Origin of the sequence: Verrucosispora sp. WMMD1129 (genome assembly GCF_029581255.1) — a bacterium.
Classification (GTDB): domain Bacteria; phylum Actinomycetota; class Actinomycetes; order Mycobacteriales; family Micromonosporaceae; genus Micromonospora; species Micromonospora sediminimaris.
The window spans coordinates 3085652-3106204 of record NZ_CP120741.1 but is presented as its reverse complement, the minus strand read 5'-3'; the positions used below and the strand labels follow the sequence as shown (position 1 = coordinate 3106204).

Here is a 20553-nt window from a genome sequence, read left to right as displayed (position 1 = left end):
GCAATTCCACCTCCAATCGTTCGAACACATGTACGATCACCGGCATGGTGTCACCCCCTCCCGCCGGTACGTCCGGTGTCCGCGACATCACCCGCCGACTGAGCGAGATCTGCGGTCCGCGCTTCGCGCGCCGCGCCGGTCCCGCCGACGAGGTGGCCGGGAGCACGGCCCGCTGGGTGGCGGTGCCCGGTGGTCCGCACGCGGCTGCGCAGGTGTTGCGACTGGCCGCCCGGCACGACCTGAGCGTGGTGCCCCGAGGGGCCGGCACCAAGATCGACTGGGGTGCGCCGCCCGAACGGGTCGACATCATGCTCGACACCGGGAGACTGGCCGGCATCGGCCACCAGTCGCCGGACCGGGGCACTGCCGAGATCGGCGCCGGTACGCCGCTGCGTGCGGTACAAGCCACCCTGGAGCGCACCGGCCGGCGGCTCGCGTTGGACGCTCCCTCACCCGGTGCCACGCTCGGCGGAGTGCTGGCGGCGGACGAGGCCGGTCCGCTGCGTCACCGGCACGGCACCGCCTGCGATCAGCTCGTCGGCCTGCGTTACCTGGCTGCCGACGGTGAGCTGGCCGAGGCGGGCGGCGGGGCGGCCGGGCTGGCCGAGGCGCGACTGCTGTGCGGCTCGGAGGGAGCACTCGGCGTGCTGGTCAGCGCGACGCTGCGGGTGCAGGCGGTGCCGGCCGCCCGGGTCTGGGTGACCCGGCCGGTGTGGACCCCGCTGGAGGTGCACGACCTGATCCGGGCGGTGCTCGCGGCCCGGCTCGACCCGGCCGCGATCGAGCTCGATCTGCCGGTCGACGCCGGCTGTCGCCCACGAAGGGACCGCCGTGCCGAGTCGATGGCATTGCACCCGTCGATGACCGGGCGCGCGTCGACCGGCCCGGCGGGCACCGGTTCGCTGGTGGTGCTCCTGGAGGGCGGCCCCGCGGAGGTGGCGGAGCGCACCGACCGGTTGATCGGTCTCTTCGGCTCCAGCACCGGGGTCGCCCGGACGGCGCCACCGTGGTGGCGCAGCTACCCCTTCGCCCCCGGCGACACGGCCTTGCGGCTGGAGGTGCCGATGACCGATCTGCACGCCGCCGTCTACGCCCTGCGCGACGCGGCCGGTGGGCCGGTGCCGGTACGCGGCTCGGCCGGGCTCGGCGTGGTGCACGCCGCCCTCCCCGGGGCGATGGCACCGAGCCGGGTCGCGTCGATCCTGGCCGCGGTGCGTGGCGTGCTGCTCGCCCGACAGGGCCGGTGCGTGGTGCTCGCCGCCCCGCCGGCCGTCCGCCGTACCGTCGACCTGTGGGGCGAGCGGGCCGATCTGGCCCAGCTACGCGCCGTCAAGCAGCACCTGGACCCGACCCACCGCCTCGCCCCCGGCCGCCTGCCCGGCGGCCTCTAGGCCGGTGTCCAGGATCGTTGGCGGTGTCGAGATCCTTGGCCGGCGCGCGCTAGTCCGGCAGCGCGTCGTTGCGGAGGACGAGGATGGCGATGTCGTCGCGGGGCTCCTCGACCGAGAAGTTGATCGCGGTGGAGCGTAACCGGGCCGCCACCACGTCCGCCGAGTAACCGGCCAGCGGCGCGGCGGCGTCGCGCAGTCGCCCGGTGCCGAACAGTTCCCGGCCCCGGCGACGCTCGGTCACCCCGTCGGTGTAGAAGACCAGGCAGTCACCCGGGGCGAGGGCGAGTTGCGCGGTGGGGGAGGCGATCGTGTCGAGCAGCCCGAGCGCGGTACCACCGGTGCCGACGAAGGCGGCCGGTCCGCCGCTGGATCGCAGCAGCACCGGCCGGTCGTGCCCAGCCAGGTGCAGCCCGACGTCGAGCCGGTCGCCCTCACCCGGCCCGACCGCCGCCAACGCCAGCGTGCAGTAGCGGCCGGCACCCCGATCCACAAGTGTCTCGTTGAGCCGGGCCAGCACCTCGGGCAGCGGCTTGCCGTCGCCGGCCAGCACCCGGATGACGTCCCGCACCAGCCCGGTGACCGCCGCCGCCTGCACTCCCTTGCCGGAGACGTCGCCGATCACCACCAGCCAGCGCCCGTCCGGCAGCGGCACCACGTCGTAGAAGTCGCCGCCGACGTCGACGTCCCCGCCGGTCGGCACGTACTCGGCGGCGAAGCCGATGCCCTCCACCACCGGCAGGACCGGCGGCAGCAACGACTGTTGCAGGGTCTGGGCCACCCGGCGGCGCTCGGCATGGATGCGGGCGTTCTCGATGGCGAGGGCGGCCCGTCGGGCCACGTCCTCCAGCACCGCGATCTCGTCCGGATCCTGCCGGTGCCGCTGGTGCCGTCCGACGGCCAGGGTGCCGAGGCGCTGCCCTCGGGCGATCAACGGTACGGCGAAGCCCTCCATCGGCGCGCCGAGCGGGGTCCGGGTGCCGTTGCGGCTGGCCTCCCGTAGCCGAGCCAAAATGGAATCAGGGCCGGCCTCGCGGAGCGTGGCGTGCAGCTGCGGCAGCACCGACTCGTCGGCGTGGCTGGCCGCCGCGAGCCGGAGCCGGCCCCACTCGTCGGTGGTGTGCACCGCGCACCACTGGCCGAGCCGGGGCACCACCAGCTGCGGGATGAGTGCCATGGTCAGTTCCACGTCCAGCGACTGGGCGAGCAGCTCGCTGGCCTCGGCGAGGAAGGTCAGCCAGGCCTGCCGGCGTACGTCCGCGCGGCGCAGCCGGTCGTTCTCCAGGTGCAGCGAGAGCCGCTCGGCGGTCAGCACCGCCAGCGGCTGGGCGTACGCGGTGGGCGCGGCGTCCAGTTCCAGCTCACCGGCGTACGGGCGGTGCACGGCCAGCGGCACCCGGAGCAGGTCGTTACCGGCCCGGGGCTGGCGGCCGTACCGGGCGAGGACCTGGGTGCCCTGGCCGTCGCCGCGGTCCAGCCGGACCACCCCGCCGGCGGCGCCGACCATCTCCGCCACCCGGGTCAGCAGGCCGGCGGCGAAGTCCGGCAGCGGATCCTCGGCGTACGGGTCGGGGGTGGTCTGCATCAGCGCGTTCATCGCACCGGGGCTGGGCACGGCGGTCTGTCCGGCGCTGTCCGGTTGGGCGGCGCTCGCCGGTGGCGCGGGTGTGGCCGGTCCCTTGCCCTTCCGATCGGACCGGTCCAGCCGGAACCACACGCCCTTGCCGGTGCGCAGGTAGGTGGTGCCCCAGCGGCTGGCGAAGTGGTCGACCAGCAGCAGCCCACGCCCCCGTTCGGCGACCTCGGCGATGTCGGTCGCCTGGTTGCGTACGCCGACGGTCAGCTCGTCGACCGGGCCGGCGGCGAAGTCGGAGACCGTGACGGTCAGCCCCGCCTGGTCGGCGGTGACCTCGATGTCCAGTTCGGTGCGGGCGTGCTCGACCGCGTTCGTGGACAGCTCGGTGGTCAACAGAAGTGCCTCGTTGAGCAGTTCGTCCAGGTCCGCCTCCGCGAGCACGGACCGGACGACCGCGCGCGCGGCCGCCGGTGTACGGCGGTCGGCGGGAAGCCGGACGCGCCGCGCGTGCTCGTCTGGGCCCGTCTTCGCCGCGGGCCCCGCCTCCGCTGACACCCTCGTATCCTCCACCGACACCTCTGAAGTGCCAAGCCGATCACCACCGGGGCTTTGCCGTCGGACCGTGCCGTGCCGTGGCGTTTTCGAGGTCACGGGGACAATGATGGGGTGGCCGGTGGGAGCCGGTGTACCCCGAGGTGAGCGAGGAATGATGACCACGGCGAAACAGTCGGTGACCGCGGAGACCTCCGCCGCCGACCACGAGGCGGTCCTCACCGAGCTGGCGGAGGCGCTACGGCGGGTCCGTGGCGGTGATCTCAAGGTGCGGTTGCCCCGGCGGTCGGGCGCGGCCGGTGAGGTGGCGGACGCCTTCAACGACGTGGTGTCGCTCCAGGAGCGGCAGCACCTGGATCTGCGCCGGATCAGTCGGGTCGTGGGCCGCGACGGCCGGCTGACCGAGCGGCTGGACGAGGAAGGGCTGGACGGCTCCTGGGCGGAGGGGCAGCGGGCGGTCAACTCGCTGATCGACGACCTGGGTCGACCCACCACCGAGATCGCCCGGGTCATCGTGGCGGTCGCCGACGGTGACCTCACCCAGCACATGGCGCTGGAGATCGACGGCCGCCCGCTGCGGGGTGAGTACCTGCGGATCGGTCGGACGGTCAACACCATGGTCGACCAGCTCTCGTCCTTCTCCAACGAGGTGACCCGGGTGGCCCGGGAGGTGGGCACCGAGGGCAAGCTGGGCGGCCAGGCCGACGTCCGCGGCGTCGCCGGCACCTGGAAGGACCTCACCGACTCGGTGAACACCATGGCGTCGAACCTGACCGGCCAGGTCCGGTCGATCTCCCAGGTGGCGACCGCGGTGGCCAAGGGTGACCTCTCGCAGAAGATCACCGTCAGCGCGCGCGGCGAGGTCGCCGAGCTGGCCGACACGATGAACTCGCTCACCGACACGCTGCGCCTCTTCGCCGAGCAGGTGACGCGGGTGGCCCGGGAGGTGGGTACCGAGGGCAAGCTGGGCGGTCAGGCGGAGGTGCCGGGCGTAGCGGGCACCTGGAAGGACCTGACCGACAGCGTCAACTCGATGGCGTCGAACCTGACCGCCCAGGTGCGGAACATCGCTCAGGTCTCCACGGCTGTGGCCCGGGGTGACCTGTCGCAGAAGATCACCGTGGCCGCGCAGGGCGAGATCCTGGAACTCAAGGACACCGTCAACACGATGGTGGACCAGTTGTCGTCGTTCGCCGACGAGGTGACCCGGGTGGCCCGTGAGGTGGGTACCGAGGGCAAGCTGGGCGGTCAGGCCCAGGTGCGCGGCGTCTCCGGCACCTGGCGTGACCTGACCGAGAACGTCAACCAGCTCGCCGGGAACCTGACCAGCCAGGTCCGCAACATCTCCCAGGTCTCCACGGCCGTCGCCAAGGGTGACCTGAGCCAGAAGATCACGGTCGACGCCCGGGGCGAGATCCTGGAGCTGAAGAACACGGTCAACACGATGGTGGACCAGTTGTCGTCGTTCGCCGACGAGGTGACGCGGGTGGCCCGTGAGGTGGGCACCGAGGGCAAGCTGGGCGGTCAGGCTCAGGTCAAGGGTGTCAGCGGCACCTGGCGGGACCTGACCGACAACGTGAACTCGATGGCGTCGAACCTGACCAGCCAGGTACGGAACATCGCCTCGGTGACCACGGCGGTGGCGCGGGGCGACCTGTCGCAGAAGATCACGGTGGATGCCCGGGGCGAGATCCTGGAGCTGAAGTCGACGGTGAACACGATGGTGGATCAGCTGTCGTCGTTCGCCGACGAGGTGACGCGGGTGGCCCGTGAGGTGGGCACCGAGGGCAACCTCGGCGGTCAGGCTCAGGTCAAGGGCGTCTCCGGCACCTGGCGGGATCTGACCGACAACGTGAACTCGATGGCGTCGAACCTGACCGCCCAGGTGCGGAACATCGCCCAGGTCTCCACGGCGGTCGCCAAGGGTGACCTGAGCCAGAAGATCACGGTCGACGCCCGGGGCGAGATCCTGGAGCTGAAGTCGACGGTGAACACGATGGTGGATCAGCTGTCGTCGTTCGCCGACGAGGTGACGCGGGTGGCCCGTGAGGTGGGTACCGAGGGCAAGCTGGGCGGTCAGGCCCAGGTGCGCGGTGTTGCCGGCACCTGGCGGGACCTGACCGACAACGTGAACTCGATGGCGTCGAACCTGACCAGCCAGGTCCGCAACATCGCCTCGGTCACCACCGCGGTGGCCAACGGTGACCTGTCGCAGAAGATCACTGTCGACGCGCAGGGCGAGATCCTGGAGCTGAAGAACACGGTCAACACGATGGTGGACCAGTTGTCGTCGTTCGCCGACGAGGTGACCCGGGTGGCCCGTGAGGTGGGCACCGAGGGCAAGCTGGGCGGTCAGGCTCAGGTCAAGGGCGTCAGCGGCACCTGGCGGGACCTCACCGAGAACGTCAACCAGCTCGCCTCGACGCTCACCACCCAGCTACGCGCGATCGCCCGCGTCTCGACCTCGGTGACCCGGGGCGACCTCACCCAGCGGATCGCGGTGAAGGCGCAGGGCGAGGTCGCCGAGCTGAAGGACAACATCAACCAGATGATCGTCACTCTGCGGGAGACGACCCACAAGAACGCCGAGCAGGGGTGGCTCGACTCCAACCTCGCCCGTATCGGCGGCCTGCTCCAGGGCCAGCGTGATCTCGGCGAGGTCTGCCGGATGATCATGCAGGAGGTCACTCCGCTTGTCGACGCGCAGCTGGGTGCCTTCTTCCTGGTGGACAACTCCGAGGGCGTGATGCGGCTGCGGTTGACCGCCTCGTACGGCTACGTCTCCCGGGGGCACGACGTGACCTTCGGGCCGGGCGAGGGGCTGGTCGGCCAGGCCGCCCTGTCCCGGCGCACCATCCGGGTCGGAGCCGTACCGGACGGCCGGATCACCCTGCGGTCCGGGTTGGCCGACACGCCCCCGGCCGACCTGGTCGTCCTGCCGGTCCTCTTCGAGGGCGAGCTGCTCGGCGTGATCGAGTTCGCCACCGTCACACCCTTCTCCGAGCTGCACCTGTCGTTCCTGGAACGGCTGGTCTCCACCATCGGCATCGCGGTCAACACCATTCAGGCGAACCGGCGTACGGAGGAACTGCTCGCGCAGTCGCAGCGGCTGGCACACGAGTTGCAGGAGCAGTCGGCGGAGTTGCAGCGGACCAACGCCGAACTTGAGGACAAGGCCAAGCTGCTGTCGGAGCAGAAGGCGAACATCGAGACCCAGAACCGGGAGATCGAACTGGCCCGGCTGGGCCTGGAGGACAAGGCGCAGCAGCTCACCCGGGCCTCGGCGTACAAGTCGGAGTTCCTGGCGAACATGAGCCACGAGCTGCGTACGCCGCTGAACTCGCTGCTGCTGCTGGCCCGGTTGCTGATGGAGAACTCCGAGCAGAACCTCACGCCGAAGCAGATAGAGTTCGCCCGCACGATCCACGGCTCCGGGTCGGACCTGCTGCGTCTGATCGACGACATCCTGGATCTTTCCAAGATCGAGGCTGGGCGGATGGACGTCGAGCCGACCGAGGTCCGGTTCACCGAGATCTGCAACTACGTGGAACAGGCGTTCTCCCCGCAGGCCGAGGAGAAGGGCCTGGACTTCCAGGTACGCATCGGCAAGGACCTGCCGCCGGCCGTGGTGACCGACGCGCAGCGGCTTCAGCAGGTGCTGCGCAACCTGTTGTCGAACGCGGTCAAGTTCACCGACAACGGTGCGGTGACCCTGCGGATCTCCCGGGCGCCGGAGCACGCGGTGTTCGACGTACCGGCGCTGACAAACGCCCGGCAGGTGATCGCCTTCACGGTGATCGACACCGGTATCGGGATCTCCGACGACAAGCTGTCGCTGATCTTCGAGGCGTTCCAGCAGGCGGACGGGACGACCAGCCGCCGGTACGGCGGTACCGGGCTGGGCCTGTCGATCAGCCGTGACCTGGCCCGGCTGATCGGGGGCACGATCACGGTCGCCTCGGCACCCGGCCAGGGCTCGACGTTCACGCTCTACCTGCCCGACGTACTGGCGCCGGACGCGGTGGTGGCACCCGCGCCACCGTCACCGCAGCGGGCGGGTCTGCCGTCGTCGTTGTTGATGCCGCCGATGGAGTTGCTGTCGGAGGCGCCCGAGGCGCCGAAGACCCGCCAGCTCGACGGTGCCACCGTGCTGATCGTCGACGACGACGTGCGTAACGTCTTCGCGCTGACCAGCGCGCTCGAACTGCACGGAATGACCGTGCTGTACGCCGACAACGGCGCCGACGGGGTCCGCCTGTTGGCCGAACACCCGGAGGTCGATATCGTCCTGATGGATGCAATGATGCCCGATCAGGACGGATACGAGACAACCCGACAGATCAGGCGTAATCACCGGTTCGCGGACCTGCCGATCGTGTTCCTGACGGCGAAGGCCATGCCGGGGGATCGTGAGTCAGCGATAGCGGCCGGAGCCAGCGACTACATCACCAAGCCGGTCGACCTGGACCAGTTGATCGAGCTGATGGGCACCTGGATCAGTGGCAGCCGTACCGAGGAGGGCTCGTGACGCAGGTGGCGAAGGCGCTGCTGGTCGATGATCGCCGGGAGAACCTGATGGCCCTGGAGGCGATCCTCCAGGGGCTGCCGGTGCAGTCGGTCGCCGTGGAGAGCGGTGAGGCGGCGCTGAAGCAGTTGCTGGTGGACGACTTCGCGGTGATCCTGCTGGACGCCCAGATGCCGGACATGGACGGGTTCGAGACGGCGAGCCACATCAAGCGGCGGGAGCGTACCCGGCACGTGCCGATCATCTTCCTGACCGCTGCCGATCGGGACGCTCAACTGGCCCTGCGCGGCTACGCGGCGGGCGCGGTCGACTATCTCACCAAGCCGTTCGATCCGTGGGTGCTGCGGGCCAAGGTCTCCGTCTTCGTCGAGTTGTGGACCAAGACCCGCCAGCTGGCGGCGCAGTCCGAGATGGTGCGCGAACGCGACGCCCAGTGGCGGCTGCTCACCGACGCCGTCGACGAAGCCACCACCCTGCTCCGCAACGCCGACGACCCGGAGGCCCACGCCCGCGCCGTAGCCCTCCTCGAACAAGCCCGCTGGGGCACCACCCCCGACTAACCCCCAACCCACCCCCACCCCTCAACACCCCCCAACCCCGCCGCCCGCCCCCGCGATCTTGCAGTTTTTGTCCCGACGAAAGGTGCAATCCGGGGCATTTGGACGACCGAAAGGCTCTCCGGTCGGGTGTGTGGGTCATGTTCGGCCGGGCAGGGGTAGGTCGTAGCCGCAGAGGTGGAGTCTGACCATGGCGATGAGGGCGTGGGGGTTCTTGAAGCCGAAGGCGATGCGGGTGAGGAGTCGGATCTTGGTGTTGGTGGATTCGATGAGTCCATTGGACAGGCGGTAGGTCAGGGTGTTGGCGATGTCGTCGCGCCAGTAGCGGCGGATGCGGTAGGCCAGTTCCACGAACGGGGTGAGTTGGCTGGTGGTGGCCCAGTCGAGCCAGGCGTCGAGCAGGGTGATGCGGTCGGCGCCTCCGGGGGCGGCGAAGACCTGCCGTAGTTGCTGGTTGAGCAGGTAGGCCCGATACAGCGGCTGGTTGGTGTGTTCGATGGTCGCGAGTTTCGCCTGTTGGGAGGCGGTCAGGTCGGCCGGGTTCTTCCACAACGCGTAGCGGGCGCCTTTGATGCCCTGGGCCAGGGCTTTCTGCCCGGCTTTGCGGGCGGCGGTGTAGACCTGGGCGCGGACCGCGTCCAGGGCTTTGCCGGCCCACATGACCACGTGGAACGGGTCCAGGCAGATGCGGGCCTGGGGGCAGTATCGGCTGACCGCCGAGAAGATCCATTCGGCGCCGTCAGCGGTGACGAGGCTGATCTGGGCGCACCGGTCGGATCCGAGCAGGTCGAAGAACTGGCTCAGGGTGGCACTGTCACGGCCCTCAGCGATCCACAGCAGCCGCCGGGTGTCATGGTCAACAACCACGGTCAGATACTTGTGACCCCGCCGATACGACACCTCATCGATACCGATGCGCCTCACCCCCGCGAGGCGATCCCCGGCCGCGGCGTCAGCGTCGGCGACCACCCGGGTCACGATCTGCCCGACCGTGCGCCACCCCACCCGCACCAGATGACACACCGCGGTCTTCGACATCCGCCGCACCAACCAGCCCACCAGCGCATCGAACTGGCGAGTATGCCCGGCACCGTGCCGCGCCCACGGCACCGCCGCCACCACCACCACCCCGTGGACCGGGCACCGCACCCGGGGCGCATCGGCCTCCAGGAACACCTGCCACACACCCACGTCCAAGCTCCGCCACCGCCGACGCCCACGACCCGCGTCATAACCCGGACACCGCCGCTGGCACACCCCGCACCGACCCCGCGCCCGCCGCAACGGACGCACCGACACCACCACCACACCCGCCGCATCAAGACACACCGACTCGACCACCACCTGCTCGACGCCCAGCAGCCGACCCCATAACCTGACCGAACGCACGCCGTTGCCACCACCTAGAACCGAAGCCTTCAGACAGCTCGGAACCTAGGCCCAGCAACGGCGTGCGCCCGTCAACGACCCACCAACCACCCACACATCAAGCAGAAGAGCCGACCGAAAGGGCAAGATCGCGGCGGCGGGCGCGGGCGGCGGGCGGGCGCGGGCGGCGGGCCGGGTGGGGATGGGTTAGGGGGTGGGGGTGTCGTTGCGGATCATCAGGGCGCTGCGTAGGCCGGTGATGTCCAGGACGCGCAGCAGGAACTCGCCGACGTTGGTCAGGACGAGCAGGCTCTGCGCGTGACTGGCCTTGCGGCTGAGGACGACCAGGGTGCCCAGCCCCTGCGAGTCGCAGAACGTCACGCCGCCGAGATCGAGGACGATCCGGGGCGGGGGCTCGGTGAGAACCTCGTTGACGACGGTCGATAGCTGGGCGGCCGTTTGCATGTCGATCTCACCGGCAAGGCGGAGGACTGCTTCGTCGCCCGTTCGGTGTACGGTGATGGACAGTTCGGCACGATCCACCGGGTCAGCCTATCGCGATCTCCGTCGACCGGCCTGTCGAGGCGTGCCGTCCCCGCGCAGCGTGCCGGGGGTGAGCCCGGTAACCCCCGGCCGGGGTGGCTGCCGATCCGCAGCCGGGCGCTGACACAATGGCGGCATCGTGACCGAGGTGTTTACCGCCGGATCCGACCGCTACCCGGTCGACGCGCCGGCCTCAGCGGCCCTGTTCGACCGCGCCTGCGCCATCGTGCCGGGCGGGGTGAACTCCCCTGTGCGCGCCTTCCGGGCGGTCGGCGGCACCCCACGCTTCATGGTTCGAGGTGAGGGGTCCTGGCTCCACGACGCGGACGGTCGCCGTTACGTCGACCTGGTCTGCTCCTGGGGGCCGCTGATCCTGGGGCACGCCCACCCAGAGGTGGTCGCGGCCGTGCAGGCCGCCGCCGCGAACGGCACCAGTTTCGGTACGCCCACCCCCGGCGAGGTCGAACTGGCCGACGAGATCGTCGCGCGTACCCCGGTCGAGCAGGTCCGGTTGGTCAACTCGGGCACCGAGGCGACGATGTCGGCGATCCGCCTGGCGCGCGGCTACACCGGTCGCTCAAAGGTCATCAAGTTCGCCGGTTGCTACCACGGGCACGTCGACGCGCTGCTGGCCGCCGCCGGCTCCGGCGTGGCCACCCTCGGCCTGCCCGATTCGCCGGGGGTCACCGGCGCGGCGGCCAGCGAGACCATCGTGCTGCCCTACAACGACGTGACCGCCGTCGAGGCCGCCTTCGCCGCCGAGGGCCAGCACATCGCTGCGGTGATCACCGAGGCCGCACCGGGCAACATGGGCGTGGTCGCCCCCCGTGACGGGTTCAACGCGCAACTGGCCCGGATCGCGCACGCGCACGGCGCACTGCTGATCGTCGACGAGGTGATGACCGGGTTCCGGGTCTCCCGCGCCGGCTGGCACGGTCTCGATCCGGTCGAGGCGGACCTGTGGACGTACGGCAAGGTCATGGGTGGCGGCCTGCCCGCCGCGGCGTTCGGCGGGCGCGCGGAGATCATGTCGCGACTGGCTCCCGCTGGTCCGGTCTACCAGGCCGGCACCCTCTCCGGGAACCCGCTCGCCTGCGCGGCCGGGCTGACCACGCTGCGGCTCGCCGACGACGCGCTCTACCGCCGGCTGGACGACACCGCCGCCGTCGTGGGCAAGCTGGCCGCCGACGCGCTGTCCGCCGCCGGAGTCCCGCACCGGCTGTCGTACGCGGGCAGCATGTTCTCGATCTTCTTTACCGATGCCGACGTGGTGGACTACGACAGCGCCCGCACCCAGCAGGTGCCGGCGTTCAAGGCGTTCTTCCACGCGATGCTCGCTGCCGGGGTCTATCTGCCGCCGAGCGCGTTCGAGTCCTGGTTCGTCTCGGCGGCGATCGACGATGCCGCCCTGGAACAGATCGCCGGCGCGCTGCCGACGGCGGCCAACGCGGCGGCAGCGGCAGGTCACGGGGGGTAGCGGTGAGTAAGACGGTGGTCCACGTGCTCCGGCACGGCGAGGTGTACAACCCGGACGGCATCCTGTACGGCCGGCTGCCCGGTTTCCGCCTCAGCGAACTGGGCGTCCAGATGGCCAAGGCCGCCGCGCAGGGGCTCGCCGAACGCGAGGTCGTGCACGTGGCGGCCAGCCCGCTGGAACGCGCCCAGCAGACCGCGGAGCCGATCGCCGCCCAGTTCCGGCTGCCCGTCGGAGTGGACGAGCGGCTGATCGAGAGCGCCAACTGGTTCGAGGGCAAGAAGGTCTCGCCCGGCGACGGCTCCTTCCGCGACCCGCGCAACTGGTGGGTGCTGCGTGACCCGGTCACCCCGTCCTGGGGCGAGGCGTACCGGGTCATCGCCGAGCGGATGTTCGCCGCGTTGCACGCCGCCCGGATCGCCGCCGAGGGCCGGGAGGCCGTCCTGGTCTCGCACCAGCTACCGATCTGGACGCTGCGCCGCTACGTGGAGCGCAAGCGGCTGTGGCACGACCCGCGTCGCCGGCAGTGTGCACTGGCTTCCCTCACCACCTTCCACTTCGACGGTGCCAAGATCGTCGGCATCGGCTACTCCGAACCGGCCGCACACCTGGTGGCGATGTCGCCGACGGCGCGGACGGCCAAGGGGGCCTGAGATGGGCGTCCGGAGGCTGGCTGTCGGCCTGCTCGCCGCCGCGACCACCGCGATGCTCCTGAGCGGTTGTACGGGCGACGGCCGGGAGTCCGACTGCGACAGTGCCGGCGGCATCGTCGAGTGTGCCCCGGAGCAGCGGTCCGCCGCCCCGAAGATCGCCGGTGAGCTGCTGGCCGGCGGGTCCTACGACGTGGTCGACCAGCGGGGCAAGGTCGTGGTGGTCAACTTCTGGGGCTCCTGGTGCGCGCCGTGCCGGGCCGAGGCCGACGACCTGGAGAACACCTACCAGGCCACGAAGGACTCCGGAGTGACCTTCCTCGGCATCAACGTGCAGGACAGCCGGGACAAGGCCATCGCCTTCGAGGAGGGCCGGGTCAGCTACCCGAGCATCTTCGACCCGGGCAGCCGACTCGCCCTCGACATGGACATCCCGCCGAACACCATCCCGGCCACCGTCGTGCTGGACCGGGAGGGACGCATCGCCACGGTGATCCGGGCGGCGGTCCGGCAGGAGGGGCTGCAACCCATCGTCGAGCGGATCGCCGCCGAGGCGCCCGCGCCGGCCGGTCAGCGCTGATGGGCGGGACCTTCGGTCAGCTCGCCGAGTCCGGCCCGTTGCTGTTGGCGTTGGGCGCGGCGGCGCTGGCCGGTCTGGTCAGCTTCCTGTCTCCGTGCGTGCTGCCGCTGATGCCCGGCTACCTCTCGTACGTCACCGGGCTGGCCGGCGCGGACCTCGAAGGTCGGCAGGAGCCGACGCCCGCAGAGTCACCAGGTGGCGGTGGCGTCGGCACGGCCGTACGGGAGCGCACCCGGGTCGCCCCGGCGGTGAAGGGCCGGGTGCTGGCCGGGACGTTGCTGTTCATCGCCGGCTTCACCGTCGTGTTCACCGCCACCGCGGTCCTGTTCAGCGGCGTCGGCCGGGTCTTCTTCGACCACGAACGGACGCTGGAGATCATCGTCGGCGGGCTCATCGTCGTGCTCGGTCTGGGCTATCTCGGTGCGCTGCCCGGGTTCCAGCGTGAGTTCCGGATCAACAGGTTGCCCGCCGCCGGCCTGCTCGGCGCGCCCGTGCTCGGTGCCGTGTTCGCGCTGAGCTGGGTGCCCTGCACCGGGCCCACGCTGGCCGCGGTGCTCGGGATGGCCACCACCAGCGGGCAGACCGACCGGGCGGTGGTGCTGGCGGTGGCGTACTGCCTCGGGCTGGGTCTTCCGTTCGTCGTCTTCGGGTTGGGCTTCAACCGGCTGCTCGGGGTGTTCCGCGCGGTGCGCCGGCACAGCCGTTGGGTCACCCGGATCGGCGGGGCGCTACTGATCCTGATCGGGCTGGCGCTGGTCACCGGTGGCTGGACCAACGTGGTGATCTGGTTGCAGACCACGGTCGGGGTGGGCAACTTCGAGGTGGGCATCTGATGACCGCCGTGGACGACCGTCCCGCCACATCGGCCGAGGCGCCCCGGCGCCGGCCCAACCCGCTGCTCGCGCTGCTGCGCAACTCGTGGCGGCAGCTGACCAGCATGCGTACCGCGCTGGTGTTGCTCTTCCTGCTCGCGATCGCCGCGATCCCGGGGTCGGTGCTGCCGCAGCGCGGGGTCAACCCCGAGGATGTACGCGACTTCTACACCGCCAACCCCGACCTGGCCCCGGTGCTCGACCGGGTGGGCGCGTTCGAGGCGTTCAGCTCGGTCTGGTTCTCCGCGATCTACCTGCTGCTGTTCACCTCGCTGATCGGGTGCATCACGCCCCGGCTGCGCGACCACGTCCGGGCGCTGTGGGCCCGCCCGCCGGCCGTACCGAAACGGCTGGAGCGGCTGCCGCAGCACGCGGTGGTGCCCGCGCCCGAGGGCGGCGCGGCGGCGGTCGCCGAGACGCTGCGCCGACGGCGGTGGCGGGTGGCGGTACGCGGCGACGAGGTCTCCGCCGAGAAGGGCTACCTCAAGGAGACCGGCAACCTGATCTTCCACAGCTCGATGGTGCTGGTGCTGGTCGGCGTCGCGCTCGGTTCCTGGTACGGCTGGCACGGCAACCGGCTGCTCGTCGCCGGTGCCGACCAGGTCTTCTGCAACACCCGCCAGCAGTACGCCGAGGCCAAGCTCGGTCCGCGCGTCGGTGACGACCTGCCCCGGTTCTGCATGCAGTTGGACGAGTTCGACGCGCGGTTCCTGCCGAACGGTCAGGCGTCCTCGTTCAACGCGAAGGTGACAGTCGACGAGGACGGCGGCGCTCCGCGCCAGGCCGAGTTCTCGGTCAACGCGCCGTTGCGTCTCGACGGTGCGAACGTCTACCTGCTCGGGCACGGCTACGTCCCGTTGATCCGGTACACCGATCGGTTCGGTAAGGCCCAGACCAGCAACCTTCCGTTCCTCACCACCGGCGACATCGGGCTGACCAGCGAGGGGCTGGCCGCCTTCCCGGATGCCAACGTCGACCCGGAGACCGGTGAGCGGAACCCGGATCTCCAGGTGGCCTTCTCCGGGCTCTACCTGCCGACCGCGCCGCAGCAGCCGCCGTTCGTCCGCTCGGAGCATCCGACCGAGCAGAATCCGCTGCTCGACCTGGTGGCGTACCGGGGCAATCTGGGGCTCGACGCCGGTATCCCCGGCTCGGTCTACCAGCTCGATCAGCGTCAGGTACGCAACGGTCGGCTCACCGAGGTCGGTGCGAAGCAGCTGCGGAAAGGCGAGAGCTGGACGCTTGACGACGGCACCACAGTCGAGTTCGTGGGCACGGAGCGGTACATCGTGCTGTCGGTACGGCACGACCCGGGCACGATGCTGCTGCTGGTCAGCTCGATCGGGCTGGTGCTGGGGCTGATGGGATCGCTGTTCGTCAGGCGTCGACGGGTGTTCGTCCGACTGCTGCCGGCGGGTCCAGGTCTGCCGGCCGGTCCGGGTGACCCCGACGGTGGATCTCCGACAGGCGGTAGTAGTTTGGTCGAGGTGGCTGGTCTGACGCGTACCGAGCATCCCGGGTTCGCCGCCGAGTTCGCCCAACTGGTCGCCGCGATCGGTGGACGATCCGGTGACGCCGGCACCGACCCGGGCGCGTCGGCCCGGGCGCGGGAAGGAGCCGAGTGATGTCCGCACTCTCCGATCAGCTGGTGTCGATCGCCACGCTTGTGTATCTGCTGGCGATGATCAGTCACGCCGTCGAGTACGCCCTCGGCAACTCGCGCGCCAGGGTCGTCGTGGCACCGGCCCGCGAGCTGGTCGGCGCGGGGGTGGGCGCGTCGACCGTCGAGGTGACTGTCGGTCCGGCCGGGGACGGCCTGGCGACGGACGGCATCGCCATGGATGGCCGGAGCGCGGGCGATCTCGCCGACGGGTCGTCGGCGGTCGGTGGCGCTGTGGTGGACCCGGCGACATCGGGTCGGGCCGATCGGACCGCGCGGCGGGCGGAGCTGGGCGGCCGGATCGCGGTCGGGCTGACCGCCGTCGCCGCCGCGCTGCACCTGGCGGCACTCGTCACCCGGGGCCTGGCCGCTGACCGGATGCCGTGGGGCAACATGTACGAGTTCGTGCTCACGGTCTCGTTCATCGGGGTCGCCGCCTGGCTGACCGTGCTGGTGAAGTGGCCGTTCCTGCGCCGCCTCGGGCTGTTCCTGACGCTGGTGATGGTGCTGCTGGTGGCCACCGCCGAGCTGGTGCTCTACACCCCGATCGTGCCGCTGGTGCCGGCGCTCAACTCGTACTGGTTCATCGTGCACGTGTCGACGATCGTCTTCGCCTCGGGCCTGTTCCTGCTGGGCGTGGTGCCGGCTGCGGCGTACCTGATGCGGGCCGGGTACGAGAACGGCAAGCGCAGCTTCCCGTACACCCTGGCGAAGCGGCTGCCGGCAGCGGCCGGGCTGGAACGGCTCACCTTCGTGCTGCACGCCTTCTCGTTCCCGATCTTCACCTTCGCGGTGATCGCCGGGGCGATCTGGGCCGAGGCGGCCTGGGGTCGCCCGTGGGGCTGGGACCCGAAGGAGACCTGGGCGTTCATCTCCTGGGTGGTGTACGCCGGCTACCTGCACGCCCGCGCCACGCCGAGCGTGCGGCGGAACACGGCCACCTGGCTGGCCATCCTCGGCTTCCTGACCGTGCTGATGAACCTCTTCGGCGTGAACATCTTCTTCGAGGGCCTGCACTCCTACGGCGGCCTCTGACCCGCAAGACGACCGCCGGCAAGGTGTCGAGCTCAGCTCCGAGGCGAGGCCGACAGCGGCCGGTCCCGCCGCAGCGTTTCGCTCACCCGCAGGGTGACCTGGTAGGCGACCTCCGGTATGTCGGCCAGCTCGATCCGTTCGGACCGCAACCCGAGCTGCGCGTGCAACTCACGGGCGATGGCGTCGCGCAGCTCGACCTGTAGCGGCGACAGCCCGTCCGGCTCGCCGACGACGTACGCATCCGACATGCCTCAATGGTGTCGTCGCCCGGCATCCCGGTCCACGGTCGGTGAGATGTTCCCCAAATCCGTCGAGATCTTGGACAGTTCCCGTTCTTCGCTAACGGGAACTGTCCAAGAATTACTCGATGTAATAGGCGTCGACGGTCAGCGGAGGGCTTCGCGGGAGAGGAAATCGGCGCGGCGGATCACCTCCGGCAGGCGGTAGCGCCGGCTCAGGTCGAGCGTGATCGTGGTCGCCTGGTCGAGGCTGGTGCGGTGGCCGACCGAGACGAACACCGGCTTGACGTCGGTCTGCGTACGCAGCACCCGACCCAGCACCTCGTCGCCGTCGCGCAGTGCCGACCACTCGCCCCGACGGGTGCCCGGCTCGTCGTACGCACCGACGAAGGGCGTCTTGGCCACCCCGAAGGTGGGCAGCCCGGTCAGCACGCCCAGGTGGCAGGCGAGCCCGAACCGCCGGGGATGGGCGATGCCGTACCCGTCGCAGACCACCACCTCGGGGCGATGGCCGAGCCGGCCCAGCGCCGCCATCAGGATCGGCACCTCCCGGAAGGCCAGCAGCCCCGGCACGTACGGGAAGCTCACCGTGCCGGGTACCACGGCCGACTCCACCTCGGCGCCGGTGGTCAGGTCGATGACCACGGCGGCGGCGACGATCCGCGGCGAATCCTTGTGGTACGACACGTCCACGCCGGCGACCAGCCTCGGCGCGCCGTCCAGGCATTCCTCCAGGTCGAGGTGCCGCCGCAGCTCCTGCTGGATCCGCTCCGCCTCGGCCACGGAGGCCGGCGAGATGGCCGCCGCGCCCGGCTCCTCGGCGGTGGCCGCCGCGCCCGGCTCCTCGACTACCGCCGGCTCGTCGTCGGAGTGCGGCCGGTCGGCAGGGACGATCGTCATGAGGTGCGAGCGTACGACCAAAGCGGCGGTCAGTCGGTGGGGTGTGGGCGAGGGGCTCGTGGGGCGGCCCAGCCGAGGAACCGCTCGTGCAGCGCGGCGGGCTTCGGCGCGTTGTGGGGGTCGAGGCGGTACAGATCCTCGACCGCGTCGTACAGCAGCCCGGCGAGGTAGATCGACAGGGCCACGTGACTGTCCCGGTACTCGGCGAGGAGGGTGAGCCGGGCGTTGGCGCAGGGCCACGGTGCGGCGCAGGCCCGGCACAGCCAGAGCGGCCGGAGCGCGACGTGGATCTGCGACGTCATCTGCGTACTCCTGTCTGCCAGCCGGTTGGCGGCGGGGCCGTCCGTCGCCGACGTGCCGGACGGCCCCGCCTCGGTTGCGCCCGTCCTTTCTGCCGGATCCGGGCGGTTCCGATGGGGACAGTCTGGTGCGCCGCCGACTACGCTCGGAAGGCATCCCGTCGCCCTGTGTGCCTGGTCTGTCCCCCGGTGAGGGCGGTGAGAAACGCCTGTCGTGCTGGTGAGGAGTGGTGTGGGTGGACGAGCGGTCGCGAGTGCTCATCGAGGAACTGCGACACATGCGGGCGGCACGCAAGGTGACGCAGGAGGATCTGGCCCGGGCGATCAACTATTCGCCGTCGACGGTGGCCATGGTGGAGACCGAGGCGCGTAAGCCGCCGCCCGACTTCTGGGAGCTGGCGGACGCGGCACTCGACACCGGCGGCGCGTTCGTCCGGATGCTGGCCCGGCTCGGTGCGCCGCAGTGGATGCGGGAGTGGGAGGCCAACGAGCGGCAGGCCACGGTGCTTCGGTCGTTCGAGAACACGGTGGTGCCGGGTCTGCTGCAGACCTCGGCGTACGCCCGCGCGCTGTTCCGCAGCGTCGGCCTCTACGACGACGCGGAGGTGGAGCGGCGGGTGGAGGCGCGACTGGCCCGGCAGGCGGTGCTCACCGGCGAGCGACCGCCGCAGCTGGTCACGGTGCTGGACGAGCACGTGCTGCGCCGGCCGGTCGGTGGGCCGGTGGTGATGCGCGAGCAACTGTGGCGGCTGGTCAAGCTGGCCACCGAGCACGCCCGGGTACGGCTGCACGTGGTGCCCGCCTCGGTCGGCGCGTATCCGGGTGTCGCCGGGGCCTTCGTGCTGGCTACCCTTCCCGGTGGGGAGGATGTGGCCTATCTGGACGATCAGCTCAAGGGCCAGGTGATCGACCACACCGAGGACGTGCTGGCGATCCGGGCCTCCTGGGAGGCGATCCAGGGCGAGGCGTTGCCGCCCCGGCAGTCGATCGAGTTGTTGACGGAGGTGGCGGAGTCATGGCGGAGCTGACCGACGCCCGGTGGCGCACAAGCACCCGGAGCAGCACCAACGGCGGCAACTGCGTCGAGGTGGCCGACAACCTGCCCGGTCTGGTCGCGGTCCGGGACAGCAAGGACCGCGACGGCGCGGTGCTGGTCTTCGGCCCGGCGGCCTGGCGGACGTTCGTGGCGGTGCTCCCGATCAGCCGGTGAACCAGCCGGGGATGTCGAGGCGGAACCAGTTGGCGGGGGTGACGGCCCGCAGGTCGTCCTCGATGGCGGCCACCCGGTCCGCGCCGAGCATTTCCGTCCAGCGCTGTCGCAGCGCGTCGAAGATGACAGCCGACCGGCGTAGCCCGTCGAGCCCGTGCGGGGTCAGCCGGACCAGCTTGCGGCGGGCGTCGCGGCTGTCGTCGGCGCGTTCCAGGTAGCCGAGGGCGACCAGCCGGTCCACGGTCTTGCTGGCGGCCTGCTTGGAGACGCCCAGCCGGTTGCCCAGCTCGGAGGCGGTGGTGCCGTCGGCGCCGACGGCCTGGAGCACGAAGCCGTGCAGCGGGCGCAGCTCCGCGTGACCCTGCCGGGCCAGCTCGGCGTGCAGGTCGTCGATGAGCGTCCGGAAGCCGGCAAGCAACAGCAGCGGCAGCACGAAGCCGGGTCGCTGCGGTTCAGGTGTTGGCAATTTCGACAACCTGGTTTACGGTTTGGTCAACCACGTTGACTAATCTACGGCAAGGGGCGCCGCCATGTCCACGCACGTATTCACCACCCACACCATCGACACCGCGCCGGAGGCTGCCCGCGCCACCATGACCGGCGTACGCCGCAAGATCGGTCACCTGCCCGGGGCGGTCGGCCTGATGGCCGAGTCCCCCGAACTGCTCAAGGGTTTCCTGACCGCGAACGCCAACTTCGAGGGCTGCGGGCTGGACCCGATCCAGCGGGAGGTCGTGGTGCTCACGGTCGCCGGCCGCAACGAATGCCACCTCTGCGTCGCCATGCACACCGCCACCCTCGTCCGGCACGGCGCTGCCGCCGAGCTGATCGACGCGCTGCGCACCGGCACCGACCTGCCCGACGAGCGGCTTCAGGCGTTGCGCCGCTTCACCCTGGCCGTGCTCGACAATCAGGGCGCGGTGCCCGACGAGGAGTTGGCTGCCTTCCTGGCCAGCGGCTACCAGCCCCGGCACGCCCTGGACGTGGTGCTCGGCGTCGGCACGTACACCATCTCCACCTTCGCCAACCGGCTCACCCGGGCACCGATCGACCCGCCCCTGGCCGCGTACGCGTAAGCCGAGCCAGCTCGCCGAAGAGGCACGGTCGCGCAGGCGCAGGCGCAGG

19 protein-coding genes are annotated in these 20553 nt (G+C 70.8%); 12 read left to right on the top strand and 7 right to left on the bottom strand.

Annotation, left to right across the window (positions count from 1 at the left end; all coding sequences use genetic code 11):
- Positions 1-44: 44 nt before the first annotated feature.
- Positions 45-1391, top strand: coding sequence for an FAD-binding oxidoreductase (locus O7624_RS14350; protein ID WP_282240366.1), 1347 nt, complete (start codon positions 45-47; stop codon positions 1389-1391).
- Between the two features lie 49 nt (positions 1392-1440).
- On the opposite strand, the gene O7624_RS14345 is transcribed toward O7624_RS14350, so the two are convergent.
- Complete coding sequence (locus O7624_RS14345; RefSeq protein WP_282240365.1) at positions 1441-3519, bottom strand: SpoIIE family protein phosphatase; 2079 nt, start codon at positions 3517-3519, stop codon at positions 1441-1443.
- A gap of 154 nt (positions 3520-3673) precedes the next feature.
- Here O7624_RS14345 and O7624_RS14340 point away from each other — a divergent pair, with 154 nt between their 5' ends.
- Both O7624_RS14340 and O7624_RS14335 read left to right on the top strand, forming a co-directional pair.
- Positions 3674-8044, top strand: a complete 4371-nt coding sequence (locus O7624_RS14340; RefSeq protein WP_093404188.1) for a HAMP domain-containing protein — start codon at positions 3674-3676, stop codon at positions 8042-8044.
- On the top strand, positions 8041-8601 hold the full coding sequence (locus O7624_RS14335) for a response regulator (protein ID WP_093403943.1): 561 nt from the start codon (positions 8041-8043) through the stop codon (positions 8599-8601). The genes O7624_RS14340 and O7624_RS14335 overlap by 4 nt, the downstream gene beginning before the upstream one ends.
- A gap of 135 nt (positions 8602-8736) precedes the next feature.
- On the opposite strand, the gene O7624_RS14330 is transcribed toward O7624_RS14335, so the two are convergent.
- Complete coding sequence (locus tag O7624_RS14330; RefSeq protein ID WP_282240364.1) at positions 8737-9987, bottom strand: ISL3 family transposase; 1251 nt, start codon at positions 9985-9987, stop codon at positions 8737-8739.
- A gap of 186 nt (positions 9988-10173) precedes the next feature.
- Complete coding sequence (locus O7624_RS14325) at positions 10174-10509, bottom strand: STAS domain-containing protein (RefSeq protein ID WP_093403944.1); 336 nt, start codon at positions 10507-10509, stop codon at positions 10174-10176.
- 139 nt (positions 10510-10648) lie between these two features.
- Between O7624_RS14325 and hemL the strand changes: the two genes are divergently transcribed.
- Genes hemL through ccsB form a run of 6 tightly spaced genes read left to right on the top strand, consistent with a single transcriptional unit; the run spans position 10649 to position 16780 of the window.
- The gene (gene hemL, locus O7624_RS14320; RefSeq protein WP_282240363.1) at positions 10649-11986 is read left to right on the top strand and encodes a glutamate-1-semialdehyde 2,1-aminomutase; all 1338 of its coding nucleotides are present in this window, start codon (positions 10649-10651) and stop codon (positions 11984-11986) included.
- Positions 11987-11988: 2 nt separating this feature from the next.
- The gene (locus O7624_RS14315; RefSeq protein ID WP_282240362.1) at positions 11989-12636 is read left to right on the top strand and encodes a histidine phosphatase family protein; all 648 of its coding nucleotides are present in this window, start codon (positions 11989-11991) and stop codon (positions 12634-12636) included.
- A 1-nt stretch (position 12637) separates the two neighbouring features.
- Complete coding sequence (locus O7624_RS14310; RefSeq protein WP_282240361.1) at positions 12638-13213, top strand: TlpA disulfide reductase family protein; 576 nt, start codon at positions 12638-12640, stop codon at positions 13211-13213.
- A complete protein-coding gene (locus tag O7624_RS14305) occupies positions 13213-14046 on the top strand; it encodes a cytochrome c biogenesis protein CcdA (protein ID WP_282240360.1) in 834 nt (277 codons plus the stop codon). Before O7624_RS14310 ends, O7624_RS14305 begins: the two co-directional genes overlap by 1 nt.
- On the top strand, positions 14046-15710 hold the full coding sequence (locus O7624_RS14300) for a cytochrome c biogenesis protein ResB (RefSeq protein WP_282240359.1): 1665 nt from the start codon (positions 14046-14048) through the stop codon (positions 15708-15710). The genes O7624_RS14305 and O7624_RS14300 overlap by 1 nt, the downstream gene beginning before the upstream one ends.
- The gene (ccsB, locus tag O7624_RS14295; RefSeq protein WP_282240358.1) at positions 15710-16780 is read left to right on the top strand and encodes a c-type cytochrome biogenesis protein CcsB; all 1071 of its coding nucleotides are present in this window, start codon (positions 15710-15712) and stop codon (positions 16778-16780) included. Before O7624_RS14300 ends, ccsB begins: the two co-directional genes overlap by 1 nt.
- A gap of 32 nt (positions 16781-16812) precedes the next feature.
- Here the strand turns inward: ccsB and O7624_RS14290 are convergent, their stop codons facing one another.
- From O7624_RS14290 to O7624_RS14280, 3 genes are all read right to left on the bottom strand, one after another.
- On the bottom strand, positions 16813-17028 hold the full coding sequence (locus tag O7624_RS14290) for a hypothetical protein (RefSeq protein ID WP_282240357.1): 216 nt from the start codon (positions 17026-17028) through the stop codon (positions 16813-16815).
- 138 nt (positions 17029-17166) lie between these two features.
- Entirely contained in the window at positions 17167-17802 is a 636-nt protein-coding gene (locus O7624_RS14285; RefSeq protein WP_282240630.1) for an endonuclease V, read from the bottom strand.
- A 146-nt stretch (positions 17803-17948) separates the two neighbouring features.
- Complete coding sequence (locus tag O7624_RS14280) at positions 17949-18221, bottom strand: hypothetical protein (RefSeq protein WP_093403960.1); 273 nt, start codon at positions 18219-18221, stop codon at positions 17949-17951.
- Positions 18222-18454: 233 nt separating this feature from the next.
- Here O7624_RS14280 and O7624_RS14275 point away from each other — a divergent pair, with 233 nt between their 5' ends.
- Both O7624_RS14275 and O7624_RS14270 read left to right on the top strand, forming a co-directional pair.
- Positions 18455-19246: a helix-turn-helix transcriptional regulator gene (locus O7624_RS14275; RefSeq protein ID WP_348774983.1), complete on the top strand. Its 792-nt coding sequence runs from the start codon at positions 18455-18457 to the stop codon at positions 19244-19246.
- Entirely contained in the window at positions 19234-19428 is a 195-nt protein-coding gene (locus tag O7624_RS14270) for a DUF397 domain-containing protein (protein ID WP_282240356.1), read from the top strand. The genes O7624_RS14275 and O7624_RS14270 overlap by 13 nt, the downstream gene beginning before the upstream one ends.
- Here the strand turns inward: O7624_RS14270 and O7624_RS14265 are convergent.
- On the bottom strand, positions 19418-19894 hold the full coding sequence (locus O7624_RS14265) for a MarR family winged helix-turn-helix transcriptional regulator (RefSeq protein WP_282240355.1): 477 nt from the start codon (positions 19892-19894) through the stop codon (positions 19418-19420). The two genes, O7624_RS14270 and O7624_RS14265, sit on opposite strands and share 11 nt — an antisense overlap.
- Before the next feature lie 64 nt (positions 19895-19958).
- Between O7624_RS14265 and O7624_RS14260 the strand changes: the two genes are divergently transcribed.
- Complete coding sequence (locus O7624_RS14260) at positions 19959-20504, top strand: carboxymuconolactone decarboxylase family protein (protein ID WP_282240354.1); 546 nt, start codon at positions 19959-19961, stop codon at positions 20502-20504.
- Positions 20505-20553 lie beyond the last annotated feature (49 nt).

Excerpts from the sequence above, each read along its gene's own strand:
- O7624_RS14350 (WP_282240366.1), top strand. The coding sequence starts at position 45 with ATGGTGTCACCCCCTCCCGCCGGTACGTCCGGTGTCCGCGACATCACC.
- O7624_RS14340 (WP_093404188.1), top strand. The coding sequence starts at position 3,674 with ATGACCACGGCGAAACAGTCGGTGACCGCGGAGACCTCCGCCGCCGAC.
- O7624_RS14310 (WP_282240361.1), top strand. The coding sequence starts at position 12,638 with ATGGGCGTCCGGAGGCTGGCTGTCGGCCTGCTCGCCGCCGCGACCACC.
- O7624_RS14305 (WP_282240360.1), top strand. The coding sequence starts at position 13,213 with ATGGGCGGGACCTTCGGTCAGCTCGCCGAGTCCGGCCCGTTGCTGTTG.
- O7624_RS14300 (WP_282240359.1), top strand. The coding sequence starts at position 14,046 with ATGACCGCCGTGGACGACCGTCCCGCCACATCGGCCGAGGCGCCCCGG.
- ccsB (WP_282240358.1), top strand. The coding sequence starts at position 15,710 with ATGTCCGCACTCTCCGATCAGCTGGTGTCGATCGCCACGCTTGTGTAT.
- O7624_RS14290 (WP_282240357.1), bottom strand. The coding sequence starts at position 17,028 with ATGTCGGATGCGTACGTCGTCGGCGAGCCGGACGGGCTGTCGCCGCTA.
- O7624_RS14280 (WP_093403960.1), bottom strand. The coding sequence starts at position 18,221 with ATGACGTCGCAGATCCACGTCGCGCTCCGGCCGCTCTGGCTGTGCCGG.
- O7624_RS14270 (WP_282240356.1), top strand. The coding sequence starts at position 19,234 with ATGGCGGAGCTGACCGACGCCCGGTGGCGCACAAGCACCCGGAGCAGC.
- O7624_RS14260 (WP_282240354.1), top strand. The coding sequence starts at position 19,959 with ATGTCCACGCACGTATTCACCACCCACACCATCGACACCGCGCCGGAG.